The following is a 25,841-nucleotide window of genomic DNA, read 5'->3' as shown; positions in this document are numbered from 1 at the left end:
GAGTTACATGACAGGGCTGTGCCGATCAATGTAACAACGACATCCCGCAGTGCCTATGGATCGAAAAGATCGAAGGGTTGGTCTTCCTCGACTTGGTCACCGCCACCGGCTTGGTCACCGCCACCGGCTTGGTCACCGCCCTCGGCTTTGGGGCGGTCCGCGGCTTTGGCAGCGCCGCCGGGGGCGAGTTTTTCTTGCCCGCCTCCGAAAAAATCGCGTTCGAAGAGCTCGTCGATGGCCGCCCTGTCTTTCGCCATGGCTGGTTTTTGGGCGGGCGAACCACGTTCCGCTCGCGCACTTCCTGACTTTTCGCCCTCAGCCCCCTCTGCTTCGGACGCGTCCTCCGGTTCACTGGGCGCCGGGGGTTTCTGGTCGGTAAAGGCGAACTGCATGAACGACGAGCCGACCATCGCCGCGATCATCTGTTGCTCGGGGTCGATGTTCAGATCGGTCACGATGCTGCTGTTGAAGCTGGGCAATTTCAAACCGCCACGGTTGACCACCTGTCGGCCCGTTTCGATGTCCAGGGCCATCATCGACAGCTTCTGCTCGCGGGAGCGCGAAGCGGTCATTGAATGGATGGTCAGGGCGCGGCTGAAGATCAACAGGGGTGAACCGGTGGCTTGGCCGATCGTGCAGCCCCAGGGTCCATCTTCCAGAGCCGTTTCCCAGCGGACGGCTCCGTCGCCCAGGTCCATGCACAGGACAGGCCCATCGACGCGGTAATGCACTCGCGACTGAGCGATATTGGGAATGGTATTGGGTTCGCGTTGGGTGCGTTGGCTGGTTTCGGGCAACAGGATGATGGTGTCGTCGCGAACAACCGTCTGCAGTCCATTCAGTTTCTCGATCGGCTGCAATTGATGCGTCCCGACCTGGCGTCCCTCGCGCAGATCCCACAGCACGACCTGGCCGCCGGGCTGCAGCAGACTGAGCCAGCGGGCTTCGGCGATGTGTCCCTTGACCGAGACGCTGGGGTCTTCGGGCGTCTGCAGGCGATAACTGAGCACGACCCGATCTTCGAAAACGTCACGCAGGCGGACCACGGTGGGAAGATTGCCCTCGGCGACTTCGTAGGTCAGCAGGTGCCGGCCGCAGGCGAACCAGATCGATTCCTTCTCGGGCCAGGGACGGGATTCCAACCGGCGGCCATCGACGGCGGAAAAGATATCGACGCGTCCCGAGCCGGCCGCCGGAGATGCCACGGCAACGCGGCCGTCGCCGGCCACGACGTGACCTTGCGGCGGGGCGGCCGACGTGGCCCACCGCGGCTCACCGGTGGTCACCTCCAAAGCCTGTAGTTCGGCACCGTTTAGAATGTACAAACACGTGCCGTCGACCGGACCGACGCGGAACTCACCCGGCGGGCTGCGGCGCAGCGGATCGACGATGTCGTAGGTCTTGTGATTATCGCCAAAGGGTGTTGCCACGCTGCGGGCCCGGGCCATGCGGCCGCCCAGCTCGCTCCGCCAGGGATGTCGCCACAGCGTCACATCGCGGCCGCCACCGGCCGCTCGCAACAGGTCGACGGCCACCAGTTCCGAGGGCATCACCGCCACCAGAATGCCGCCGTCGATCAGCGCGCTGCGAGTGCCCTCGTTGCGGGCATCGGGCAACGACATGGGGATCGACGAAACGTTGCCATAGGGATCGCGCAGCGAAATCGTTCGGCCGCTTTCACTGATCACCTGCCAACCCTGCAGGTGTCGGCCGCGGCGAGCCAGGACTTCCAGAACGTCCGGAACCGGTGTCGCCCGCAGCCGTTGACCCTGGGGCGTATTCCAATTGGTGACCACGTAGGGCGGCCAGGCCGCGGGCTGTGCCGCCGGCAGGCCGGCGAGCAAATCGCTCAGGATCTGCCGCTGGGATGCGTCCAGCCCCGAAACTTCAGCCGCGGCTGCCCCAGCCGGTCCTGACTCAGCCGGTTCTGACTCAGCCGGTTCTGACTCAGCCGGTTCCGACTCAGCCGGTTCCGGCTCAGCCGGTTCTGCCTCAGCCGGTTCTGCCTCAGCCGGTTCTGCCTCAGCCGGGTCGGGGCTGGTCGCCGCTTCGCCGACCAGGACCGCCAGCTGGGCCCGCTTGTCCGCGGTGAACCCAACCTTGTCGTAGATGCGTGCCAGCAGCAGTCGAAACGGCGCCGCTCGGGAGGCGTCCTCGCCGGCCTGATCGATCGCCGCCAGGGCCATGCGTTCGGCCGCCAGCCAGGATTCCTCGTCCATGAACCGTTCGATCGCCAGGGCCGTGATGGCATCGGCACCGGGGCCGGAAAAATGTTCGCTCAATCGTTTCAGCGTCCGCGTCGGCAGGGCGTGCCAGCGTTGGAGGTGTTCGGCGATGGCGCGGTCCAGCTGCTGGCGCTGCTGCGGATTGGCCGCGGCGTACACCTGCTGGCTCTGGCCGGCGATCCACTGATCCAGCGACGGCCGGGCGGCAACGCCACGGGAACGCAGGGGCTGGATCTCGGTGCCCCAACCGTTGGCCGAAGCGACCAGGGCGGACAGTTCGGACAAGTAATTTTGCGCTTCGATGGGCTGGTCGTTTTGCAGCCTACCGCGGGCCATCAACGCCAGCAGCTCGGCCCGCCGCTGGGGGAACTGGACCAGTTGTTCCAGCCGCGGCAGCAGGTCGACGTGGGCATCGAAATCATCCCGCAGGGCTCCCAACATGGCCGACACATACAGCGTCCGCGCTTCCTCGTCTTCGGGATCCAGCTCCAGAGCTCGTGGCAACCACTGGAGGGCTTCGTCGCGCCGGCCGTCCTCGATCAACAGCTGGGCTTTGCGTTTGATGGCCCAGGGATCCTGCGGGTCCGCTTCCAGCCGAGCCTCGACCGTGGGCCGCAGCCATTGTTGGCCATAGGCGACGGCCACCTCGGTGGGGCTTTGGCTGATCAGCTGGCCGCCGGCTTGCACCAGGTTGCCCAGCGCGAAATCCATGTCCTGGCGGCTGACGATTTTGCCGTCGGTCACGTTGATGGCGACGATTTGTCGATTGCTCAAGGGGACGAAGAACAGGTCGCCGCCAAACACACCGGTGCCGCAAACCTGAGCGTTCTGAACCTCTTCGTTGACCGCTGTGGTCCACTTCTGACGTCCGCTCAGACGATCATAGGCATGGACCTCGTGGCTGCCGACGACGATCAACTGGTCGTCGCGTACGCCAGCCAGGTATCGCAGGTTGGAACGCACGATTTCCGGAAACAGCGGCTTGCCGGTGACCAGATCAAATCCGTACAGACGATCCGATTCGATCGGGGTCACGTACACCGCGCCCTGATGGATGAGGGGGGTCGAATCGTGCCAACGCTGCATCAGCCGCGTGGGCTCCAGCCCACCGCGGCCGGTCCCCAGCCCATCCAGTTCGCTGCTGCGCGGGTACTTCATGCCCCACAGCAAACTGCGCGTGGCCAGGTCGATGGCGACCAGCGCGCCGGCACCGGTCGGACACACCAGGACGCCGTCCTGATAGGCCGGCATGGCCCCGGAAACGCGGCGCACGATATCGGTTTCGATGTTGCCGATCTCGATGGCCAATAATTGTTGTCGCCACAGCTCGCCGCCGGTGGCCGGGTCCAGGCACAGCAGGTATACGTCGCCGGCCAATTCGGCCACCACGTACAACCGTCCGTCAATCGGCAGCGGTGGCCCGAGAAAGAAGGCGTCGGTAAACACCGTTGGAGTTTCCTCGCCCACGCCGATGCGCCACAGCAGCTTGCCTTCGGAGGCCAGATCCAGGGCGACCAGCGTGTTGGCACCATCGTTTTGACGGTCGTTGATGCCGCGTTGGATCGCGCGGACACCAAACGGGGTGTAGCGAGGATTGTTTTCGACCTCGGCCAAATCGTCCAGCAGGTAAACGCTCTGGCCGTCACTGCTGATCCGTCCGTAGGGCAGGTCGTACCAGACGCGTTGGTGCAGGAGATTTTCCTCGGAGCTGACCTCCATGCTGTAGGGCACGGCCGGCTGCGTCTCGTTCGAACTGCCCCAGGGAAACTCCCAGACACGTTTGCCGGTTTCAAAATCGACGCCCATCAATCGTTCGGTGGTGCGCATCAGCAACTGGTCGCCGACCAACAGCGGCAACCAGGTGGGCGGCGGCAGTTCGCCCTGCGAAGCCAACGATTGCATGGTGTCCTCCAGCCGCACGGTTTCGCTGGCCGCGGAGGTGGTTTCCAGTTTCCAGCGCAGATCGCTGAGCGGTTGCTGGCCGCCTTCGCTGAGCGACCGGCTGGGATCGCCGCCGGCCACCGGATAGGACTGGGGCACCGGCGGGGCGGCTCGCTGCAAAGAACCGAAGTGCTGCTCGAACCATGCGGCCTCTTCGCCGATTTCGGGGACCGGCACCTGGGAATCCGCCAAGCGAACCGCCGCGGCGCCGCCGGCCGCAGCGTTCTCGTCCGGTTGCAGGGCCGCCTGCACCTGAGCTTCGCTGCGCTGCGAAAGTTTTAATGCGAGGGCCAGCGCGACGTCTAACTGGGCGCCCATTTGGCGGGCCGCCCGCGGCTGAGCAGCCAGGCGCTCGAGCAGGATCGAAGCGGCCAGCGGACGCCCGCTCTGCAACTGGTGATACGCCCACAGATAAGCCGCTTGGTAACCGGCTTGGGTATGGAAATACCGCCGCATCACTTCTTTCAGGGCGGCCGGGTCGCGCCGGTCGGTCGCCGCCTGAAGCGCTTTCTGGGCCGCCGGCCCGTAATTCAACTCATACACCTCCAAGCCCTTCTCGGGCAGGGCCCCGAGCAAGTTCTCGGCGCGCCGCAGCAGGCTCTCCGCGGCGATCGCATCCAGATTCTCCTGCCCGGCGTCGAGAAAGAAGTCCTGGGCGTCGGTCCCGTCGCCGCGTTGGACGTCGGAGGCCCGCTGCAATAGTTTGCCCAGCCCCAGCACGGCCTCGCTGTAACGCTCTTGGGCGATCGCCTGTTCGGCCAATTCCAGTTGCTGGCGAATGGCCCGCGGCGGTTCGATGAAGTTGCCGGCCAGATCGGGCACAAAATTGCGAAACACCTGGGCTCCGGCCTCGGTGGCCGCGGCGCACCCCAGGATCCAAACCGCCAAAAACCAAGTCACCGACCGCCCCCGGAGCCCCGATGGTTCCGAGGCGGGCAAAGCGGCCGCAGCCGCCAGAGCTGGATACTTCATATCAACTTCGTCAAACGAAATAAGAACTGCGACGCCATCCGCTCGGTGGCGTGCGTTCATTGTAGGCCAATGCGGCCGGCAAAGTAGCTCGGGCGGCTTCGCTTTGCGCTCTCGGGCCGGGACCGCCGAGCGGCTTGCTTGTCCTGTCTCGGCTGGGACAGCCGAGCGGCTTGTGATCAGTCGGGAGTGTCCAGATAGGGATCCTGGCCGATTTCGCGCTGGATTTTTTTTCGTTCGCGTTCGTGATGCAGCAGAACCATGCGGTCGCGAAAATGCTTGCGTTCGACTTTGCGCTGGGCTTTGCGGAACATCGGGGCGTAGCGCGGCAGCGGCCCTTCGGCGCGCTGGCCGATGGTCTTCAGCCGTTCGGCGCGGTCGGGACCGAAACCGCCCTTGAGGATGTCGTCGTCGAGGGACAGGTATTGCCGGTAGGAACCGCGGTCGCCCTGCCGGCCGCAGCGGCCGATCAATTGGCGGTCGACCCGGGCGGCGTCGTGCAGTTCGGTACAGATCACGTGCATCCCGCCCATGCCTTCGACGCCGGGAGCCAGTTTCACGTCCGTTCCGCGGCCCGCCATGTTGGTTGCCACGGTCACTTTGCCTCTGCCGCCGGCCCCTTCGACGATTTCCGCTTCGGCCTCCACATTGTTGGCGTTCAGCACTTGGTGTTCGATGTTTCGCTCGGCCAGCATCTGCGAGAGGATCACCGATTTATCGATCGAGCGCGTACCGATCAGGACAGGCCGCCCCACGCGGTTCATTTCCACGGTTTCCTCGACGATGGCTTCGAATTTTTTCTCCATCGTCCCGTGCACCGTATCGGGCAACTGCACGCGTCGGGGCGGCCGGTTGGTGGGGACGCGGATCACGGGCGTGCGGTAGATCTTGCGCAGCTCCCGCGCGCTGGTGGCCGCCGTACCGGTCATGCCCGCCAGATGCGGGTAGCGAAGGAACAGGTCCTGGATCGTGATCCGGGCGGCTTGCCCGGTCGGCACGCTGATCTCCAAATCCTCCTTGGCCTCGATCGCTTGGTGGATGCCGTCGCGCCATTTGCGGCCCTCGGCCAAGCGACCGGTGAATTCGTCGACGATCACAATCTCGTCTTTGCCCTGGTCGCCGGGGCGGACCACGTATTGCCGGTCCAGCAGGAACTCGCGGTGCACCTTGATCGCCCGCTCGGTAAATTCGTACAGGTCCACCAGACCGACCGTGCGCACCAGGTCGCTCTTGGGCAGCGAGCGGACTTTCTGACGGCCCCGCGCGGTCAACTCGTATCGCTTGGTGTCGTCGTCGATCGTGAAGTGGTCTTCCTGTTCGTAGGCGGCGGCGTGCTCGGCGGCCCAGCGGTAGGTTTCGACGATCTGGTCGCGGACCGTGTCTTCGATGCTGCCGATGATCAGTGGCGTACGGGCTTCGTCGATCAGGATGCTGTCCGCTTCGTCGACCAAACAGAAATGCATGCCCCGCATCACCGGTTGGTCGCCGCTGCCGCTGAAGCCGTCCTCGCCCTCGCCCAACATCTCGGTCTGCAAGCGGTTCTGAGCGCGCAGCAGCAGACGATCGCGCAGGAAATCAAAGCCGAATTCCTTGGCCGTGCCGTAAGTCACCGAAGCGGCGTAGGACTTGCGACGGGCAGGTTGGTCGTCGGCCGTTTGAATGATCCCGACGCCCAGCCCCAACAGATTGAACAGCGGCGTCATCCACTCCGCATCGCGTTTGGCCAAGTAATCGTTGACGGTGGCCAGGTGAGCCCCTTTGCCGACCAACGAATGCAGGTACAGCGGTAGCGTCGCGGTCAACGTTTTTCCTTCACCGGTTTGCATCTCGGCGATGCAACCTTCGAACAGGCAGATACCGCCGATCATCTGCACGTCGTAGTGACGCATGTTCAGCGCCCGCCGCCCGGCTTCTCGAACCAACGCATAGGCTTCGGGCAACAAACTGCCCAGCCGTTCGCCGGCCTTGGCCCGGTAGCGCAGGGCCAGGGATCGCTTGCGCAGCGCCGGACCGTCCTCGGCGCGGATTTCCGGTTCCAGGTCGTTGATCCGCTGCAGCTGTCGCCGCCAACGCAGCATCCGCGGCGAAGCGCCGGTGGCAAACAACGAGCCGACGCCTCGCGAGGCTCCATCGCGACCATCGGACAGGGCCGGAGCGGCGGGCTCCGCCGGCTCTTCGGCAGGCGTCTCTCGGACAGCTGGTTGCGAACCGGAGTCCTGCCGGGGCGTCGGCGGCTGGTGGCCCACGGCCGCGGGATCGTCAGCCGCCGGACCGGTTGCGGGGGCCGACGACTTTGCAGGGCTTGGAGGATTTGCAGGGTTGCTAGCGGACATATTTTTCCAGCGTTTACGAACAATGGCCTTATTCTACCGCGAGCGGCAGCCGAGAGAGACGGCGAAAACGCGGTTTTCCGCATGAAACTGGGCAAGCTACGACAAGTTTACGCCGGCTTCGGGCTGTGCTGAATTTGCTGGTCGAACTCGTCGATCCTGATCTACAAGTTGTGACAGTGTTCCCGGACTGTAGATTTAGAGCCTAACCATGAAACGAATATTCCGAGTCCTGACCATGGCGGCGAGCCTCGTGGGCTTCACCACGACCGCGGCCGACGCCCAACAGACCAAGCGCGTGGGCGACCTGCCGCAGTCGGCCAGCCCCGCCATGCCCGGCGAGTCGATGACCCGGTCGATCGGCGATCAGATGTACGCCCCGCAGGCGGCGGTCGCGGCGGTCCAACCGGCCGGTCACCGCAGCCCGCTGAAGCGGCTGCGATCGCGAACCGGCTACGACGCCTGCAACGACTGCTACAGCTCCAGCTGTGGTGGCGGTTGCCGCCCCCAGCGCGGCGGCTCGCGCGGTGGCCTCAGCGGCGGAAGCTGCGACCCGGACACTTGGTTGCGAGCCGAGCTGCTGCTGTGGTTCCCGCAGTCGCGCACCTCGCCCCTGTTGGCCGGCACCAACGCCCAACCGGGCGGCCTGCCGGTGGTCGGACAACCCGGCTTCACGCCTCAGTTTGGCGGCCGCACGAGCTCGGGAATGGAAACGGGCTTTCGCGCCGACGTCGGCAAGTACTTCGCCGACGGCCAACTGGGCCTGGGCGCTCGACTGTGGTTCCTGAGCGACGCCACCGAAGGCTACTCGGCGTCGAGCGACGGCACGGTCAGCCTCGGTGTGCCGTTCTTTGATACCGCCTTTGGTGCCGAAGGCGGCCTGTTGGTCGGATTCGATCCCAATGTCGGCGGCGGCACCGTGCTGAACGGTACCCTCGACATCGCCACCGAACTGAGCATCGCGGCCAGCGAGTTCTACGGGCGGCTGGCGGTCCTGGACTGCCAGGACTACCGCGTCGACTTCCTCGGCGGTTACTCGTACTTCAACATCGAAGACGATTTGGCCCTGAACGTTTCGACCGTCCGCGTGGCGAATCCCGCCGACGGCCTGACGCGTAACTTCCAAGACCGCTTCAGCACCACCAACAACTTCCATGGTGGCCAGATCGGTTTCGAGAACGTGGTTCGACGCGGCCGCTTCAGCATGCGAACGCTGACCAAAGTCCACCTCGGTAACATGCGTCAGCGTGTGGCCATCAACGGAGCCAGCCAACGGTTCTTCGCCGGCAATCCCAACGTCGAACGCTTCAACGGCGGCATCTTCGCCCAGGACAACCAGGGCGTGCAGCGTCGCAACGTGTTCGCCTTTGCTCCCGAAGCCAACGTCAAGCTGAACTACCGGATGCGGAACTACGTCACCTTCAGCCTGGGCTACTCGTTCATCTACTGGAACCGCGTGGCCCTGGCCGGCGACCAGATCGATCGCAACGTCGACCCCACCGGACTGCTGACCGATGCGGCCACCGTGGCCAGCCCGGCCCGCAAGTTTGAAGATCGTGGCTTCTTCGTCCAGGGCATCGATCTGGGCGTGTCGATCGACTACTAACGGTCGACCCACTGCCACAACTCCACGTCACAACTGACGGGTGCGAACCAACCGGGTTCGCACCCGTTTTTTTTGTTGGGGGTTGGGGGGGTGAAATCTCAACTCTGCTGACTCCGGCGGAATCTATGTACGATAAGAAAAGATTTCTCCCCTCTCCCCCGAAGCCTGGCGAGCCTAAGCGAGCCAGGCTTCGGGGGAGAGGGGTCGGGGGTGAGGGGGAATGCAGAGCAGCAGCACCATGGCCGTATCTCGATGCGGTGCACGGCCCTGGGGATCGTACGTCATGAGTCATTCCGTTGCACCTGAGCCCCCTCACCCCCGGCCCCTCTCCCACCACTGCTTCACTCGCTGACGCTCGCGGCGCCGCGGGGGAGAGGGGAGAAAACGATCCTTCTCATAAATAGAATCCGCCGGAGCCAGCAAATCTCAACTCTGCCTTGTTCCATTTGCCATTCCCCCGCCCTTCCCGCAAAACTTCTGCTTTTTCGGAAACCGCGGCCCCTCCCCCTGCGTCTACCCCCACACGTTCCTTGCATCTTCTCCCTTTGCTTCCCCGATGGTCTCGATATGTGGTACCTGTGGCGTTTTGGATTCGTTCTCTGCCTGGCCCTGTTGCCGGCGGCCGCGTTTGCTCAAAGTCGGGATGCCATGTGGAAACAAGTCGACCAGGCGATGGCCGAGGGCCTGCCCAAGACGGCCATCGAGCGTCTGGAGCCGATTATCACGCAGTCGCTGGCCGAGGAAGCCTATGCCGAAGCGGTCAAAGCGATCGGGCTGCGAGTCACCCTCGAGGGCACCATCCAAGGCAACCAGCCAGCCGAGAAAGTGACCCGCATGGAGGCCGAGATCGAGGCGGCTCCGGAACCGATCAAACCCGTCCTGCGGGCGATTCTGGCCAACTGGTACTGGCACTACTTCCAACAGAACCGCTGGCGGTTCCTCCAACGCACCCAGACCGAAGCGGCCCCTAGCGACGACTTTACCACCTGGTCCCTGCCCCGCATCCTCGCGCATATCGACGATCAATTCCAGCAGGTGCTGGCCGCCGCCGATCGGCTGCAACAGATCCCCGTCCAGCAGTACTCCGCCCTGCTCGAAGCGGGTAACTCCGGAGACACACTGCGGCCGACGTTGTACGACGTCCTGGCGTTCAACGCCCTGGAGTTCTACACGGCGGGCGAACAAGCCGGTTCCCGCCGTCAGGATTCCTTCGACATCGAGGCCGACAGCCCCATCTTTGACGATGTCCCCGCTTTCCTCGCCTGGCAACCCGACACGCCGGAAGAAGACGCGCGGCTGCTGAAAGCGATCGCGATCTACCAGGACCTGCTGCGCTTCCACCAAGACGACGACGACCCGGCGGCCTTTCTGGACGCGAACCTGTCGCGGCTGCGGTTCGGACACAACGAAGCGCTTGGCGAAAATAAAACCCAGCGTTACTTGTCGGCCTTGGAACGCTTTGTCGGCGCTCACACCCAGCACCCGATCTCCGCCCGTGCCCTGCACCAGTGGGCCACGACGCTTCAGCAACAGGGCGAACTGGTCGATGCCCACGCCAAAGCCTCGCTGGGCCTCCGACGTTTCCCGGACAGCGTGGGCGGACGACGCTGTTACAACCTGATCCAGGAAATCGAAGCTCGCGAAGTTCAGATCAACACCGAACGCGTCTGGAACCAGCCCGCGCCGGATATCGAAGTCACCTACCGCAATGTCGACAAAGTCTACTTTCGCCTGGTCACATTCGACTTTGACGAATTCGTTTCCGGTCCCATTCGCTGGCAACCCGAGCAACTGAACGGGCAGCAGCGTGAATCCCTGCTGCGCCGCTCGGCAACGAAAGCCTGGTCAGCGGGCCTGCCGCCGACGCCGGATTACGCCCAGCGGCAACATGCCGTGCCGGCGCCGCTGGACGTCGCCCCTGGCGCTTATTATTTACTGTCCAGCCACAACGCCGACTTTAGCGCCACCGACAACCAGATTTCGATTACCCAGGTCTGGGTCAGCGAATTGGCGCTGGTGATTCGTAATCGTCATGGCGAGGGTATCACCGAAGGGTTTGTTCTGCAGGCCAACAGCGGCCAACCGATCGCCGGGGCTCGGGTTCAGGCTTGGCAGCGCGGGCAGGGACGCGGACGCGGCAACCGACTGCAAGCCGTTCCCTCGGTCACGACCGACCGGCAGGGACGGTTCCGGTTCACCCGCCCCGCGCCCCAGGGTCTGTTGCTGCTGGCCTCGCACGCTGGCCAACAGCTTTCCTCCAGCACCTTCATCAACACACACAACAATCGCCGCGACCCGCACCGTGTGGAACAGACGCGGTTCTTCACCGACCGCGCGCTGTACCGGCCCGGCCAGACGATCCGCTACAAAGGCATCTGCCTGGCCTACGACCACAGCCGCGACGATTACGAAACCCTGGCCGGCCGGACCCTGACGGTCGTCCTGCGGGATGTCAACGGCGAAGAGGTCTCGCGGGTCCAGCACCGCACCAACGACTACGGCAGCTTTAACGGCAGCGTCACCGCCCCGCGCGGTCGCTTGACCGGCATGATGAACCTGATGGTCGACGGAGCGCCGCAGGGTTCGACCGCGATTCGTGTCGAAGAATACAAACGGCCGAAATTCCAAGTGACAGTCGAGCCGCCGGCCGAACCGGCCAGGTTGGGCGAAGAGGTCGTCGTCAAGGGCCAAGCCAAGGCTTACACCGGTTCGCCCATCGGCGGCGCCCAGGTGCAGTACCGCGTGGTCCGCGAAGTCCGCTTTCCGCCGTGGTGGTACTGGCGCTGTTGGTGGATGCCGCCGGGTCAGGACACCAGCCAGGAGATCGCTCACGGCCAGGCGACGACCGGCCCTGATGGCCGCTTTGAAATCGCTTTCACCGCGCGACCCGATGAGTCGGTCAGCAAAGACAGCGAACCGACGTTCCAGTTCACCGTCTACGCCGACGTGACCGATCAGACCGGCGAAACACGCTCCGACCAGCGGACTATCAACCTGGGCTACGCGGCCCTCAAAAGCGCGATCACGGCCGATGACTGGCAGACCGCTGATGAGCCCGTTGTGATCAACGTCCGCACCACGACCCTGGACGGCGAAGGCCAAGCGGCCACCGGTACGTTGAAGGTGTACGCGCTCAAGCAGCCCGACCGAGTCCATCGCGGCGACCTGGAAGGTCGTCCACGATTTCCGCGCCCGGTCGACCGATCAACCGGCGGGCAAGCAGGGGGCGAACCGGCCGAACCCGATCCGGCTAATCCCGCCTCCTGGGAACTGGCCGAAGTCGTAGCCGAAAAGGACATCGAAACCGACGCCGGCGGCAACGCCACCGCCAAAGTCGATCTCGCGGCCGGCATCTACCGCGCGATCCTGAACGTCCAGGACGCGTACGGAAAAACCGTGACGGCCATGCTGCAGATCACCGTGCTGGATCCCGACGCCGGCGAGCTGCCGATTCGCATCCCCAACCTGTTCGTGGTCCGAGCCGACACGCTGGAGCCGGGTGAGGAACTGTTGGCCGTCTGGGGCAGCGGTTACGAGTCGGCTCGAGCGTTCATCGAAGTCGAACACCGCGGCCGGCTGCTGCAAAGCTTCTGGACCGAACCCGGCCAAACCCAGCTCGCCATCCGTCAACGCGTCGACGAATCGATGCGCGGCGGGTTCACGGTCCGCAGTACCATGGTCCGCGAAAACCGAGCTTACCTGGAAACGCACCGCATCACGGTGCCCTGGTCGAACAAGCGACTGGACGTGAAATGGGAACACTTCGTTTCCAAGCTGAAACCCGGCCAAGAAGATCGCTGGACGGCGATTATCAGCGGCCCCGACGCGGAGCCCACGGCCGCCGAAATGGTCGCGACGCTGTACGACGCCTCGCTGGATGCCTACTACCCGCACCAGTGGGCCGACACCTTTGGCGTTTTCCGCCAGGATTATTCGCACCTGAGCATCCAGTTCGAAAACAACGTCAAACACCTCCAGACCATCTACCACAATTGGTCGCGAGACCGTCGTGACGCCACGCTGACCTACTGGCATTTACCGCCCAGTATCGTGGCCCAGATCACCGGCTATGGATTCCCCCACCAACGACGCATGCTCAGCAAGAACATGGCGTATGGGGCTCCAGCACCGGAGGCTGCGATGGCCATGGACGGTGCCCAGGCCGACTCGTTCGCCGCCGCAGTACCCCAAGCCGAAGCCCGCGGACTGGGTGGCATGGGAGGAGGCTTGGCGGATGCGGCGGAGTCGGACGACAAAGCGGGCGGCGGCGGGCAAACCGAACCGGAAGTGGATCTTTCCAATGTTTCGGCTCGCAAGAACCTGAACGAAACCGCCTTCTTCTTTCCCCACTTGGTCGCCCGCGATGACGGCAAGGTCGAACTGCAGTTCACCATGCCCGAAGCGTTGACCGAATGGAAGTTCTTCGGGTTTGCCCACGATCAAAAACTGCGCAGCGGCCTGCTGACCAGCACCACCGTCACGGCCAAAGACCTGATGGTCCAGCCCAACCCGCCACGCTTCGTTCGCGAAGGCGACGAGCTGGAATTTACCGTGAAGGTCAGCAACCAGTCGCCGACGCGGCAGACCGGTCGCGTTCGGCTGTCCTTCCAGGACGCGGCCAGCGGTCAATCCAGCGACGCGAAACTCGATAACACCGACGGCGACAAATCCTTCGACATCCCGGCCGGCCAGTCACAGACGGTGGCCTGGCGGATCCGCGTACCCGATGGCCTAGGTTTCCAGATCTACAAAGCCGTCGGTTCCACGGGCCGCTTGTCCGATGGCGAAGAGGGTTACCTGCCCGTGCTGTCGCGCAAAGTCCTGGTCACCGAATCGATCACCCTGCCGATCCGCGGACCGGAAACCAAGCAGTTCCAGTTCGAACGCTTGCAGCAAGCCGGTCAGTCCGACTCGCTGGAAAACAAAACGCTGACCGTGCAGATGGCGTCGAACCCGTCCTGGTACGCGGTGATGGCCCTGCCCTACCTGATGGAATACCCGCACCAGTGCGCCGAACAGGTGTTCAACCGCTTGTACGCCAACGCCCTGGCACAGAAGATCGCCACGTCGGATCCCAAGATCGACCGTGTGCTGGCCCAGTGGCGTGGCACGCCGGCACTGGACAGTCCGCTGGCGCAGAACGAAGACCTCAAGAGCGTCCTGCTGGAGGAAACGCCGTGGCTGCGCGACGCCAACAACGAATCGCAGGCCCGTCGCAACATCGGCATCCTGTTCGACCAGAACCGTCTGCGCGACGAACTGGGCCGAGCCCAACAGGAACTGGTGCAGATGCAACGGGACGACGGGATGTGGCCCTGGTTCCCGGGTGGTCCGCAGAACGAGTACATCACACTGTACATCGCCACCGGTTACGGCCGCCTGCGGCACCTGGGGGTCGAGACCGACGTCACCCCGGCCGTCCGCTCGCTGCAAGGCCTCGATGCCTGGATGACCAAGCGTTACGAGCGGATCACCAACCGCGAGGAGAATCATCTCTCGCCGACCGTGGCCCTGTACCTGTACGGCCGCAGCTTCTTCCTGGACGACGCTCCGGTTGCCCCGGAACACCGGCAAGCGTTCGAGTACTGGCAACAGCAGGCTCGCACCCACTGGTTGAAGCTGGCCAATCGTCAATCCCAAGGCCACCTGGCGTTGGCCCTGAAACGATTGGGGGATTCTCAGACGGCCGCGAGCATCATGGCTTCGATCAAGGAGCGTTCGGTCAGCGACGAAGAACTGGGCATGTTCTGGCGCGATGAAGAACACTCCTGGTGGTGGTACCACGCTCCGATCGAATCGCAGGCGGTGATGATCGAAGCGTTTGACGAAGTCATGAACGACCAACAAGCTGTCGAGGACTGTAAGGTCTGGCTGCTGAAACAGAAACAGACGCAGAACTGGAAGACCACCAAGGCCACGGCCGATGCGGTCTACGCCCTGCTGCTGCGCGGCACCAGCCAGTTGGCTTCCGACGCCCTGGTCGAAGTTTCGCTGGGCGGCGAAGTCGTGCGGCCCGACAATGTCGAACCCGGCACCGGTTTCTATCAAGAGCGTTTCTACGGTGGCGAGATCCGCCCCGAGCAGGGTCAGATCACGGTCCGCAAAGTCGACGAGGGCGTGGCCTGGGGCAGCGTCCACTGGCAGTACCTCGAAGACATGACCAAGGTCACCGCCTACGAGGGCACGCCCCTGCAATTGACCAAGCGGTTGTACGTCAAACGGAACACCGCCGACGGACCGACACTCTCGGCCGTCGACGGACCGGTGGAAGTGGGCGACGAATTGGTCGTCCGTGTGGTCTTGCGCAGCGACCGGGACATGGAGTACCTGCACTTGAAGGATTATCGCGGCAGCGGGACCGAACCGGTCAACGTGCTCTCGCGTTATCGATACCAAGATGGCCTGGCTTATTACGAATCGACCCGCGATACGGCCAGCCACTTCTTCATCGATTACCTGCCCAAGGGTACGTACGTGTTCGAGTACTCCACCCGGGTACAGCTACGAGGCGAGTACCAAACCGGCTTCGCCAGCATCCAGTGCATGTACGCTCCCGAGTTCAACAGCCACTCCGAGAGTCTGGAGTTGACCGTGGAGTGAGGGGTTCGTACCAAACTATGAATCGACCCGAACTGCTACGTGTGCTACAGTAGATGGTCCCACTTTCATCCGACAGGTAAGCAATGATCAACGCGTCTGAACTCGCCGATCTTCCAACGGATTTGAAGATTCAACTTATCACGGAACTTTGGGATCAAATTGCGGCACAGCCTGAACCTCCGCAGCTTCCGGAATGGGTTCATGATGAAGCGGAGCGACGCTTTGATCGTTTAGAACGTAATTCGAGTATTGGCCTGACCGAAGAGCAGATGTGGCAAGAGGCCGATGACGCGCGTCGAACGCTTTGACCCCGATTTTGCGATCGATGTTATCGAGGCAACTGCCCACTATGACAAGATCTCGATCGACCTTGGCAATCGTTTCCGTGCAGCGCTTAGAGAAGCTTTAGTATCCGTACGAAAGCGTCCAGAGTCCTTCGGCTATACCCGCCGACCTTCGCGTGGAGCGATGTTAGCTAAGTTTCCGTATGTGATTGTGTTTCGGGCGACGGACTCTACTCTTTTCTTCGGTGGGTGTTTTCATTCGTCTTCGGATCCCGAACGTTGGCGACACCGCATGGTCGACAATCCGAGCCGGTAAGGCCGCGGACCGCACCAGCCTACTCGGCGGTCCGCGTCCCTGAGGCGGCTCGGCGAGCTTGTCGCTGTCGCTGCAGGATTTCTTCCATCACCTCCAGCTCGGTGTAGTACATCGCGCTGGGGTCGATCCCCTTGTCATCCAGCCACTGCAGGTGCTCGCGCATCGCCGGCTGGCGGGCCCGGTAGGGCAACACGACCAACCACACCACGGCGATCGCTGCGCTCCACAGCAGCAGCATCGCAAGGCCTTTGCCGCGACCGGTCATTGCGTTACCGGCGCGTTACCGGCGCGGCGGCCGCGCCGGCGTTTGTTCTCTGGCGGAGGCTGCAATCCGTCGTCGGGCTGGTCCCACAAGCGATACGGGTCGTCCAAACGCCGCATCTCGGCAAGCAGCAACCGTTCCATCTCGGCCAGCTTTTCCGCGTACTGGGGGTCGCCAGCCAGATTGGTTTGCTGCGGCCGCGGCTCGATACCGGTCAGGGCGATGACGTCGGCGGCGTGATGCTGCGGCAGGAACTCGTGGGGATTGTCGGCCAGATTAAATAGCTGGGTCTGCTGCACTTGACCGTCCAGCACGTCGTACTTGATCAATTTCCAGTCGCCCTTTCGCACGCAGCGCATGCCGGGCTTGGTGCCGCCGCTGTAGGCGCCGTACAGGGTTTCGCGGAGCTGATCCCGCCGGCCTTCCAGCACTGGCTTGAGGCTCTTGCCCTCGACCGAATCGGGCGCATCGATGCCCGCCAGATCGCACAGCGTGGGCAGCATGTCCAGCAAGTAGGTGTTGCCGGTGGCTCGCGATCCGGCAGCGATGCCCGGCCCTTTGACGATCAACGGCACCCGCCACGTGTGCTCGTACAGGTTCTGCTTGCCCTGTAGACCGTGACGTCCGATCGCCATCCCGTGGTCGGAGGTGTAAACGATGTAGGTATTGTCCAGCTCGCCCATCGCGTCGAGCCGACTCAGCACGCGGCCGATTTGAATGTCGATGTTCTCGCTGCAGGCGAACTCGCGGCCCAGTTCGTTGCGGATCGTGCCGGGATCACGACGCTTCCACACGCCGCTGACGGCGACCTCGTCGCGAAGTCCCGGGTGTCCGTGGGGGAACGGATGTTCGGGCAGGTAGTTCGGCGGCAGCTGCGGCTGGCGAGGATCGGTCGCCGGTGGCTCTGCGGCATCGGTGTGATTGATCGCGCCGTATTTCTCGAGCAACTCCGGCGTGCCGTCGCGAGTGTCGTGCGGATGCGAGAAGCCAAAATAGATCAGAAAAGGGTCGCGGTCCGAGGCGGCTTGCCGCTGGTCCAGGTACTCCAGCACCTGCTCGCCATGCCAGGCGCTGCCGGTTTCGGCCGTGCCGCCGCGTTTGGTAGCGTCGCGACGGACCGTGAACTGGGCGTTGGCACCTTCGTAGCTGTTGCCGCGTTTGCAAGTTCGCATCGTGTCGTAACCCGCCTGATTGAACACGGCGGCCAGAGTCTTTTCGACGACGTCCGGCGGACAATGTCGTTGGTCTCCGGGACCGATCGGCAGATGCCACAGCGTACGACCGGTCATCACCATGTGCCGCGAAGGCGTGCAGACGGCCCCGGAAAACGAGCCCATGTGGTAGGCGCCGTCGATGGTCATGCCCTCACGGGCCAGCCGCTCGATGTTGGGTACGTCCAGCTTGGAGTCGGTGTTGTAGATCGGCAGATCAAACGGTGACTGGTCGTCGACGATGATGAACAGGATGTTCGGCCGCTGGGACTCCGACGACTCCGCCGCCACGGCTGCCCCACCCTGGCCGGCGATCGCCAGAACCAGACAAGCGAGAAACATCCAGTGGGAGCTCAATCGAACGGTAGACATGATGGTGACCATGGCAAGAGATGCAGTCGAGAAACAGAGTCGGCGCCGGATAAAAAGCAAACACAAAGATGTATTGTAGCCCGGGATTGCCGGATACGGGCACGGCCGCCGCCGAACTCACCGTAGACGAACTCGCCAGAGTTTGGACCGCTGGAGTCTAGCCTTTAGGCGATCCGGGCTGCGCTTCCGGGCGGCTAAAGCCTGGCGACTTCAGCTACGGCTTAGTCTGCCAGCCGGTCCCACAACGGCGGAAGCAGTACGATCAGGCCTACCAAGACGGCAGCCAAGGCGGCGACCAACACGGCCGCCGCGGCCAAGTCCAGAGCGTGACCGATACGCTCATCTCGCTCGGGATGCACTGCCTGCACCAGCCGTTCGATCGCCGTATTGACCAGCTCCAGACACACGACCAACGCGATGCACAACACCAGCACCGCCCAGCGCCAGGACGTCAGCTTCAACCAAGCGGCCACGGCCAACACCAAGACCGCGACGGGAATATGCACCGCGAAACTACTGTGCGTCGCCAGACCGTGGCGAAGGCCGCCGGCGGCGTAGCGAAATTTCGCGATCCAGTGGCCCATGACGTGGTTCCGATTGACTGGTCCCGTGGAAGAAGCCGTCCTACTCCAGTCCCTCGACGCCCGGCGGCGGAATCAGCTGGCCGCCCAAGTTGCCGAGTTTGCGTTTAGGCCAAAAACGCGGCTCGAACGAAAACGCCAAACCGACGTTGTCGCGTCCGGAGTCGACGTTCACGCCGATGCGGAACAGCCCCGACTCGCCGATCCGAATCAGCGACAGGTTCTGGCCCACGTTGCCCACCGCCCCCAAGTCGACCGTGGCTCCGGCGCCGACGATCCATTTCTCGTTCAAACGGTAATCGATCGCGCCTCGCAACACGTTCGCACTGATCGGTCCTTCCAGCGACAGGACGCCCAGGTACACATCGCCCAGCCCCGGCCGGCTGCTCATCACTCCCGCACTGATACTTCGCAAACCTTCGTCGAAGAAATCGAAGTAGCCATCGGACAGAAAAGTCACGCGGTCGCCGGCGTGGTAACGGAAATCGTATCGCGCCGGTCCGAGGTACTCACCAAAGTTGTCGCGTTCGTCTTTGGGAAACAACAGAATGTCCATGTCCAACCGCACCAGATCGACGATCCGCTCGGCGCCGGCCAGCCCGCGTTTGGTCTGCCACCGCTGGTTCAATCCCAAGCGGGCCTGCATCAGGTCGTCGGCGATCGGCAGGCTGGGCGCGGTAACGTTCTCCTGCATGCCTTGGCGAAAAGCATACACACGCGGGTCGTACTGCGGCGGCAGCGGTGGCCCGCCGAAGGTGTCGAAGATCAACCGCCGACGAAACTGTTCCTGAGCGTCATCGTCCAGCGGATCATACAGCGGGATGTCGTCCAGGTCGGCGTCGCTGTCGGCGTAGAAGAAGTCGCCGTGCCATTCCATCTTGTGCGCCAGCGAGCGGATATTCAGCAGATTGCTCTGCACCGTCGGGTAGTGCTTCCACATCGGAATCGTCGACCGCACGCCGGCTTGGCCCAGCAGGCGAGTGCGTTCTTGGCCGCTGGCGTCCTCGCCAAAGAACGCCGCTTCGCCCGACACGTAGGGCACGATCTTCATGATCCGCGCGTCGATCGGCGCGGCCAGCTCTTGTCGCGTCGCCGCGATCACGCCTTCGGCATCCGTCTCGCCGGGAAGCGTCGTGAACTTGGCGGCTTCGACCGGATTGACCGGTGCGTTGGCGACTTCCAGGTCCGCGTAGCCGATCTGGTTGTGCATCGACCACGTCAAGTGATCGCCCAGCACCGACCCGCCCAGTCCGTAGTGATCAAAGCGGGGCAATTGATTCGTATCGGTGTAGAACTCGTTCAGCCGCACGCCGACGTTCAAGTCGAACAGGTTGTTCAGATAATATTTTCGCAGCCGCAGCGAGGTGTCGTGATCCTTATCGCGATCCCACTCGTTCTCCAGATACTGCTCCAGAAAATTGCGGTCGCTCAACAACCCCACCTCGGCGATGAACTCATAATCGTTGGGCAGGTAGTGGCGATGGCGCAGCAGAGCCCGTCCGCGAATGTCTTCCTCCGGTGGAAGGTTTCGTCGGCCGACGCCCAGGAAGTCCGTGCCGTCGTCGTCGATCGCCCACACATCGGCGAAACCTTTGACCGGGCCGGGCAAGCCGAACGCGCTCAGGACCTCGTATTCCAGCTGGGTGCCCAGGGCCGGACCGCGGTCGCCCAGATAGTCCGTCGACAGCGTCCATTCGACGCCGTCGGGCGGTTCGGCGATTCCCAGCACCTGGAACAGATCAAAATCCAACAACAACTGTTCGCCGAAGATGCTGTCGGTCTTCACGTCGATGTCGGTCAGATAGAAATTCGAATGTTTCAGATCGGTCGTAAATACGGGCCAATACAGGACGGGCACGCCGGCCACGTAGACGTAGTTGCTGGTGCTGCTCAGCAGGTTGCGGCGGGTAGGCGTGGCCAAACCGGTGTGCGGATCGACCACCATTTCTTCGCGCGTCGTCATCTGTAGTTGATCGCTCTGCAACCAGTACCGCGGCACGCCCATGCGGCTGGTCGTCACGGCGGCATCGAAGGCCACGAACTGGCCGGCGGCGACCTGCTGCAACACGTCGGCCTTCAGCCTCACCAGGCCTTCATACTGTGGGATCGACGTCAGCACTTCGGCCTCGAGGACCATGCCGTACTGCTGGGCCACGTTGTAGTACATCCGATCGGCATAAATCACCCGGTCGCCCTGGCGAAACACGATGTCGCCTTCCAGGTACAGCTCGCCGTCTCCGACGCCCGGCGCCGCCGAACCGCTCAGCATGCCGCTGACGCTGGGCATCCAGCCGACGATGCGATCGGCAGATAACGCCACCGCACCGACGTCGAACAGTTGATCGTCCAGCTGGGCCTGCGCATCGCGGACGACCACCGTCACGCCACCGCGAGCGACGATGACCGACTCGCTCTGCAAATTGTTCGGATTGACGTGCTCGCGGAAGCTGATCTGCGGCGGGATCGACGCGTTTCGCGGCAGGACTTCGACCGCTTGGGCACCGCCGCCGACCAGAAAGCGAAAATTATTCTCGCCCAGCGGACCCTCGCGGGGCCCGGGCGTCTCGGGCGGTACCGGCTGTACGGCCGGCAATCCATCGGGCACCACGGTCCCCGGCGGTACGGTTCCGGGGGCAAGCTGCGGCACCCCCGGCGGCAACGCTTCGGGGGCTCCCAGCGGTGGAGCGACGGCGCCTCCCGGCGGCAGCTGGGCGGGGGCGACCGGCGACTGGAACTGAGCGGGCACGACTGCGGCACCACCGCCGGAGCCTGCTGGCTCGGCGGCCGCAGCCATCGCCACGGTGGCCACGGTGCCGCTGCGCCGCTGCAGTTGTGTCAGTAATTCGGGACGCTGCGGCGGTCGGCCGCGATAGCGACGGGCATCGATTCGCGGACGAGCATCCAGCCGCAGACGCTCGTTCCACTGCGTCCCAGGCTGTCCGTCGACTTGCACATCGCCGTCGGCCAGCACATCCACCAGGATCGCATCGCCATCTCGGCGGACTTTTAAAAGCAACTGGCTTGAAAAGATTTCTCGTTGGTTGAACCGACTCTGGCAGTCGCCTTGCAGCAGATACAGGTCATCGGCACCCTCGCGCCAGCGCCACACCGACTGGGCCTGCACCCGCATTTCGGCCGCTTCCGAGCTGTTGTCTTGAGCAACGGCCTGGGCCGCGGTCACAACCAGGGCGACCCATAAGAACAGGCCCCCGGCCACCGCAGCAAACACCGCTGCGGCGAACGAGCCTCCGCCGACACCGCGCGGGCCTTCGCCCATACCGAACCGGCGCGCAGCACCTCGGAGCAGAGCCACCACAGCTCCGCCCGAGCGGGACTCCGCACGAGTCAGACAATAGACCGGTTTGGACGACAACCCTACGCGCTTCCTTGCTTCGCTGCCCGGCACGCCGTCTGATCACTGAGAGAAAGCAGAGGCGCAGCCGAGCCGGGATCGATTCGCGGCGGAGTATAGGGATCAAGAAAGATTGCCCACAAGCGTAAAATCGGCGTGAAATCGGCGGCAACCAAATTGAGCCGCAAAAAGAAGCCGGAACGCGCCGAGCCGATTGACCGATCAGAACCGCCATCGCCGCTCGATCCGGGCAGTGGACGAGGCGACGAATCCGTCCAACCTTTTCCCCTCCAGTTGCTAGCTGCTAGCACCGCCACGTCCATGCGCATGCACTGTCCCCGACGGCAGTCCCATGGGCATGCACTGTCCCCGGCCGAGTCATGTGCTAGCTGCTAGCACGTGCATACACTGTCCCCGGACGGTGCTAGCTGCTAGCAACGCGGCTGCACTGTCCCCGGTCGATGTTGCGATGCAAGCACTGTCCCCGGTTGGCTCCCTCCGAAATAGCTCGCATCGAAATTGAGCCACAAAAAGAGGCCGGGACGCGCCGAGCTGATGGACCGTCCAATCCCCTCTCATCCAGTTGCTAGCTGATAGCACCGCTTTGCCCATGTGCTGGCGCACTCCGCGATCGCAGCTCAATCCTGCGTGCTCTGTCCCCCGCTCGCCGTCCCCCGCTCGCCGTCCCCCGCTCCTCCTGCTAGCTGCTAGCACCCGCACGGCCGTGCGAGCACTGTCCCCGGTCGCTCCCCGCACGGCTGTGCGTGCACTGTCCCCGGTCGCTCCCCGTTCCGCTTGGCTTCCGGCGTCGTTTCCGCCTTGAATCGGCGATAAACAAGAGTAAGCCAGCCACCACGGAACCGAGCGCGATCACGAGAAACGGCTTGGCAAATCTGGCCGAAGGCCGATCCGAAATGCTTTCTCTGGGTTCGGGGCCACGTACGGCAAGGACTGCTTCGCTTTTTGCGAGCAACGCTCGAATGTCGTGTGGCGCGATACTCTTCTGTTCCGCAGGAAATACGGACCGCATGTTCGCAGGGTTAACAATGGTGGCAGGGTGGGAGATCGGCAAACTCAGAGCATCTCGAACCTTCGCCCGATCGAACTCGAGAGATTGCGTCTCAATTCGATAAAGCCGTGGCATCGGGCTAGTTTCCGGGTTAGAAACGGTCTCAGACACCCAAGGCCAAGTACCGCCATCAGCAAGGGTTTTGGTTTCTGTAACGACGGTCTTCGATGACCATGTTTGTGGGTCGTCGAAGACGACAACTTCCACCGGTAAAAAACCGGCATCCGGATCCACACTCCACTGCATGATGTTCCGCCACTGTCCGGTCCCGCTCCGCTCATCTCGAATGGTCCGCAACCGAATCAAGTTGCCGTCACCCCCCGGGGATAAAACCTCGACGTCAGAGTCAGAATCCGTTTCTAACGGATGGTCCTCCAGGATCCTGGCTAGACTTCGCGACTCATTTCTCCCCATAACGCCGTAGCACAGCGGCGTTATTGAAATACCCAAGCCAGCACTTTTTGCTGAATGAACATTTACCACGTTCATCACGGGTGCATAACGCAATAACGACGTTTCTGTTTGCAGCACATGTTCGGAAGCGCAAGGCAGCAAACCTCGCCCTGAAACCTCGCCTTGCGGAACTTGGACCAACTGCTCATCGTCACACTCAAGGGAGAAACGCTCATCAGTGCCGGACACGGCCCAGACACCCTCTCTAGCAAACAGCAACCGAGGGTTCTCTGAGTCCGTATTGTCAAACGTTTCAACGGTAAATCGGCAAGCAAATTCGCTTCCCAATCGGTCGCGATTTTGAAGCCATCCCGCCAGAACGACATCTCGGATCGCATCTGCGGATTCGCACCTAGCCGCATTAGGAGTGCACAGCGTAAAGGCCATTGCAAGCAAACCAACACACCGGTTGATGAAGGTCTCAGGCACGAAAGTCTTTCGGAGCGGAGAATTCATGTTCATGCGACGCCACCGACGTTTATGTTCGGGAATGTGCCATGTTGCATTGAAGTAAACCCAAAGTCGTTGACGCTGTCCAAGGGCTCACAAGACAATTATAGCCGGACCCCAAGATAAGACCTGAGATGCCGCGCGGGGTTGAGAGAACGAACCGGGACAGCGCAGGTGTGGTACTGGCTGCGAGCACCGCCTAACCCAGGCGCCGGCACCGCACCCAATCGCGGGCATCCTCCCGCTGAGCCGACGGCGCAAGCCGCGGGCCCGGGCCGCACAAGATGGATTCGCCGCGGTGGGTGAGGTCGAAAATCGTGACGGGGCGCGGCGGGTTAGGGGGTTTTGGAGCGAGCAAGAACGCTGGCTGCTAGCAACGCAATTACGGGCATCGCTGGGGCTCGCATCCTTAGATTGCTCCAGTACACCGCGTGCACGCCGCTGAGTGCGACGCATAACAATACGCCGGCCAACCATGTCGGGTGCCATACCCCGCGGCCCCGACCCCATAACCTCCATAAACCCCATAACGCTGCTAGCAGAACGGCGATGTACCAGAGCGCGACGATCCACCTGGCCGCTCCCTGACGCTCGGCCGTGGCCAGCGGTAACGGAGACCAGAGCCGGCCCAGGCGCACCACCGAGGACCACAGGAACATCGCGGGCTGGCGGCGGATCGTGGCTTTGGCCGCTTCATAGGCCAACGCGTCGTCGGCCACTTCATCTACCACACCCACCGGCGTCAAATCCGCCTCCGCGTTCCGCTGCCAGAATCCGGGCTCGGTCGGGTCGTCCTCGTATCGCTGCGTCCACGCCCGGTGAAACGGCTCGGCGTCCCACGCTGTGCCGAACCGGCCCTCACGCAGGTACTGATAGAACAACGGGTTATTGCCTAGTAATAAGGTGTAGCCGCCGTGCGAGGTTGCCCATATCGGTGCCCCGAAGTGACGCTGGTTGCGAAGCGTCCAAAAACCGACCGCCACGGCCAAGGCCACGAAAACAGTGCCCGCAGTGATCAAAGCGCCACGGCGGGGTGCTCGACGAGCTCGCCACAACAGATACGCGACCAACAATCCGGCCCAGACCAGGAAAGTGGGCCGACAAAAAAAGGCGGCCACCAAAGACAGCGACAGCGCCAGCGACCAGGCCCAGCGACGAACCGGTCCCCCGCCCTGCCCTTCTTCTGCCGAGACCGCTCGATGCCAGAGGTTCCACGACAACACCACCAGCGCCACGGCCAGCGTTTCCGTCATGACACTGGCGGAATGCACCAACAGGATCGGGTCGACGGCCACGACCAAGCCCGCCGCCCATGCTGCTCGCAAGGGCAACAAGCTCGCGCCCAGCCGATACGTTCCCAGCACCGAGAACAATCCCAACGCCAGGTGCATCCATAACACCGCGGAATCGTTCCACCGGCCCTCGGAGACAAACGCCGACAATAGGATTGGGTACAGCGGCGGCCGAAAGGCGGTCGGATGCACATCGCCCTGTTCGCCCAGCCCGCCGAAGACTCCCGTGGCCGCAAACCCTTCTGCCAATCGCCGGTAGGCGTCCACGTCGATCGCAATGCGGTCGGCCAGCTGCCAAAGGACCAAGCCGCGAACGACCGCCGCGATCAACAACAGCAGGATCCCGTACCGCCAAAAGCCAGCAGGCAGCGTGAAGGAGGATCGGGGCGGATTGGCGGCGGAAGACATATCGGCTTGGGGAGAATCGTTGCGGGGAAAATGCGGCATAGGCTTCCGGCCTGTGGATCCCTTTTTCTTCACAGGCTGGAAGCCTATGCCACACATCTTATCCCTGTTTCGCCGCGGACG

Annotated in this window: 12 protein-coding genes; 4 read left to right on the top strand and 8 right to left on the bottom strand. The window is 63.2% G+C overall.

Translation table 11 applies throughout. The annotated features are described in order from the left end of the window. Positions 1–53: 53 nt before the first annotated feature. Together GE027_RS04550 and GE027_RS04545 are read right to left on the bottom strand one after the other, a co-directional pair. On the bottom strand, positions 54–5,138 hold the full coding sequence (locus GE027_RS04550; protein WP_162006569.1) for an outer membrane protein assembly factor BamB family protein: 5,085 nt from the start codon (positions 5,136–5,138) through the stop codon (positions 54–56). A gap of 176 nt (positions 5,139–5,314) precedes the next feature. Further along, a complete protein-coding gene (locus GE027_RS04545) occupies positions 5,315–7,468 on the bottom strand; it encodes a preprotein translocase subunit SecA (RefSeq protein WP_237607268.1) in 2,154 nt (717 codons plus the stop codon). Between the two features lie 208 nt (positions 7,469–7,676). Between GE027_RS04545 and GE027_RS04540 the strand changes: the two genes are divergently transcribed. The 4 genes from GE027_RS04540 to GE027_RS04525 all read left to right on the top strand — a co-directional run bounded on the left by GE027_RS04540 (position 7,677) and on the right by GE027_RS04525 (position 16,271). Next, the gene (locus tag GE027_RS04540; RefSeq protein WP_153555996.1) at positions 7,677–9,071 is read left to right on the top strand and encodes a BBP7 family outer membrane beta-barrel protein; all 1,395 of its coding nucleotides are present in this window, start codon (positions 7,677–7,679) and stop codon (positions 9,069–9,071) included. A 567-nt stretch (positions 9,072–9,638) separates the two neighbouring features. Next, positions 9,639–15,671 (top strand): alpha-2-macroglobulin family protein, encoded by a 6,033-nt coding sequence (locus tag GE027_RS04535; RefSeq protein ID WP_237607267.1) that lies wholly within the window; start codon positions 9,639–9,641, stop codon positions 15,669–15,671. Positions 15,672–15,754: 83 nt separating this feature from the next. Beyond that, positions 15,755–15,979, top strand: a complete 225-nt coding sequence (locus GE027_RS04530; RefSeq protein WP_153555995.1) for an addiction module protein — start codon at positions 15,755–15,757, stop codon at positions 15,977–15,979. Beyond that, complete coding sequence (locus tag GE027_RS04525; RefSeq protein WP_153555994.1) at positions 15,957–16,271, top strand: hypothetical protein; 315 nt, start codon at positions 15,957–15,959, stop codon at positions 16,269–16,271. Before GE027_RS04530 ends, GE027_RS04525 begins: the two co-directional genes overlap by 23 nt. A 19-nt stretch (positions 16,272–16,290) precedes the next feature. Here the strand turns inward: GE027_RS04525 and GE027_RS04520 are convergent, their stop codons facing one another. From GE027_RS04520 to GE027_RS04495, 6 genes are all read right to left on the bottom strand, one after another. Then, entirely contained in the window at positions 16,291–16,536 is a 246-nt protein-coding gene (locus GE027_RS04520; protein WP_237607266.1) for a hypothetical protein, read from the bottom strand. After that, complete coding sequence (locus GE027_RS04515) at positions 16,533–18,116, bottom strand: sulfatase-like hydrolase/transferase (RefSeq protein ID WP_390621570.1); 1,584 nt, start codon at positions 18,114–18,116, stop codon at positions 16,533–16,535. The genes GE027_RS04520 and GE027_RS04515 overlap by 4 nt, the downstream gene beginning before the upstream one ends. Before the next feature lie 221 nt (positions 18,117–18,337). Further along, positions 18,338–18,700, bottom strand: coding sequence for a diacylglycerol kinase (locus GE027_RS04510; RefSeq protein ID WP_153555993.1), 363 nt, complete (start codon positions 18,698–18,700; stop codon positions 18,338–18,340). Between the two features lie 40 nt (positions 18,701–18,740). Then, complete coding sequence (locus GE027_RS04505) at positions 18,741–22,010, bottom strand: LPS-assembly protein LptD (RefSeq protein ID WP_153555992.1); 3,270 nt, start codon at positions 22,008–22,010, stop codon at positions 18,741–18,743. 739 nt (positions 22,011–22,749) lie between these two features. Next, a complete protein-coding gene (locus tag GE027_RS04500) occupies positions 22,750–24,033 on the bottom strand; it encodes a hypothetical protein (protein WP_153555991.1) in 1,284 nt (427 codons plus the stop codon). A 323-nt stretch (positions 24,034–24,356) separates the two neighbouring features. After that, positions 24,357–25,760 carry an ArnT family glycosyltransferase gene (locus tag GE027_RS04495; protein WP_162006568.1) on the bottom strand — a complete coding sequence of 468 codons (1,404 nt, stop codon included), beginning with the start codon at positions 25,758–25,760 and terminating at the stop codon, positions 24,357–24,359. Positions 25,761–25,841 lie beyond the last annotated feature (81 nt).

The organism is Roseimaritima sediminicola, from assembly GCF_009618275.1.
Taxonomy (GTDB): domain Bacteria; phylum Planctomycetota; class Planctomycetia; order Pirellulales; family Pirellulaceae; genus Roseimaritima; species Roseimaritima sediminicola.
Note: the sequence above shows the minus strand (reverse complement) of the source record. Positions and strands in the feature narration are given on the sequence as shown.

Coding starts and splice junctions, on each gene's coding strand:
- GE027_RS04550 (WP_162006569.1), bottom strand. CDS start 5,138: ATGAAGTATCCAGCTCTGGCGGCTGCGGCCGCTTTGCCCGCCTCGGAA.
- GE027_RS04545 (WP_237607268.1), bottom strand. CDS start 7,468: ATGTCCGCTAGCAACCCTGCAAATCCTCCAAGCCCTGCAAAGTCGTCG.
- GE027_RS04540 (WP_153555996.1), top strand. CDS start 7,677: ATGAAACGAATATTCCGAGTCCTGACCATGGCGGCGAGCCTCGTGGGC.
- GE027_RS04535 (WP_237607267.1), top strand. CDS start 9,639: ATGTGGTACCTGTGGCGTTTTGGATTCGTTCTCTGCCTGGCCCTGTTG.
- GE027_RS04530 (WP_153555995.1), top strand. CDS start 15,755: ATGATCAACGCGTCTGAACTCGCCGATCTTCCAACGGATTTGAAGATT.
- GE027_RS04525 (WP_153555994.1), top strand. CDS start 15,957: ATGACGCGCGTCGAACGCTTTGACCCCGATTTTGCGATCGATGTTATC.
- GE027_RS04520 (WP_237607266.1), bottom strand. CDS start 16,536: ATGACCGGTCGCGGCAAAGGCCTTGCGATGCTGCTGCTGTGGAGCGCA.
- GE027_RS04515 (WP_390621570.1), bottom strand. CDS start 18,116: ATGTCTACCGTTCGATTGAGCTCCCACTGGATGTTTCTCGCTTGTCTG.
- GE027_RS04510 (WP_153555993.1), bottom strand. CDS start 18,700: ATGGGCCACTGGATCGCGAAATTTCGCTACGCCGCCGGCGGCCTTCGC.
- GE027_RS04500 (WP_153555991.1), bottom strand. CDS start 24,033: ATGAACATGAATTCTCCGCTCCGAAAGACTTTCGTGCCTGAGACCTTC.
- GE027_RS04495 (WP_162006568.1), bottom strand. CDS start 25,760: ATGCCGCATTTTCCCCGCAACGATTCTCCCCAAGCCGATATGTCTTCC.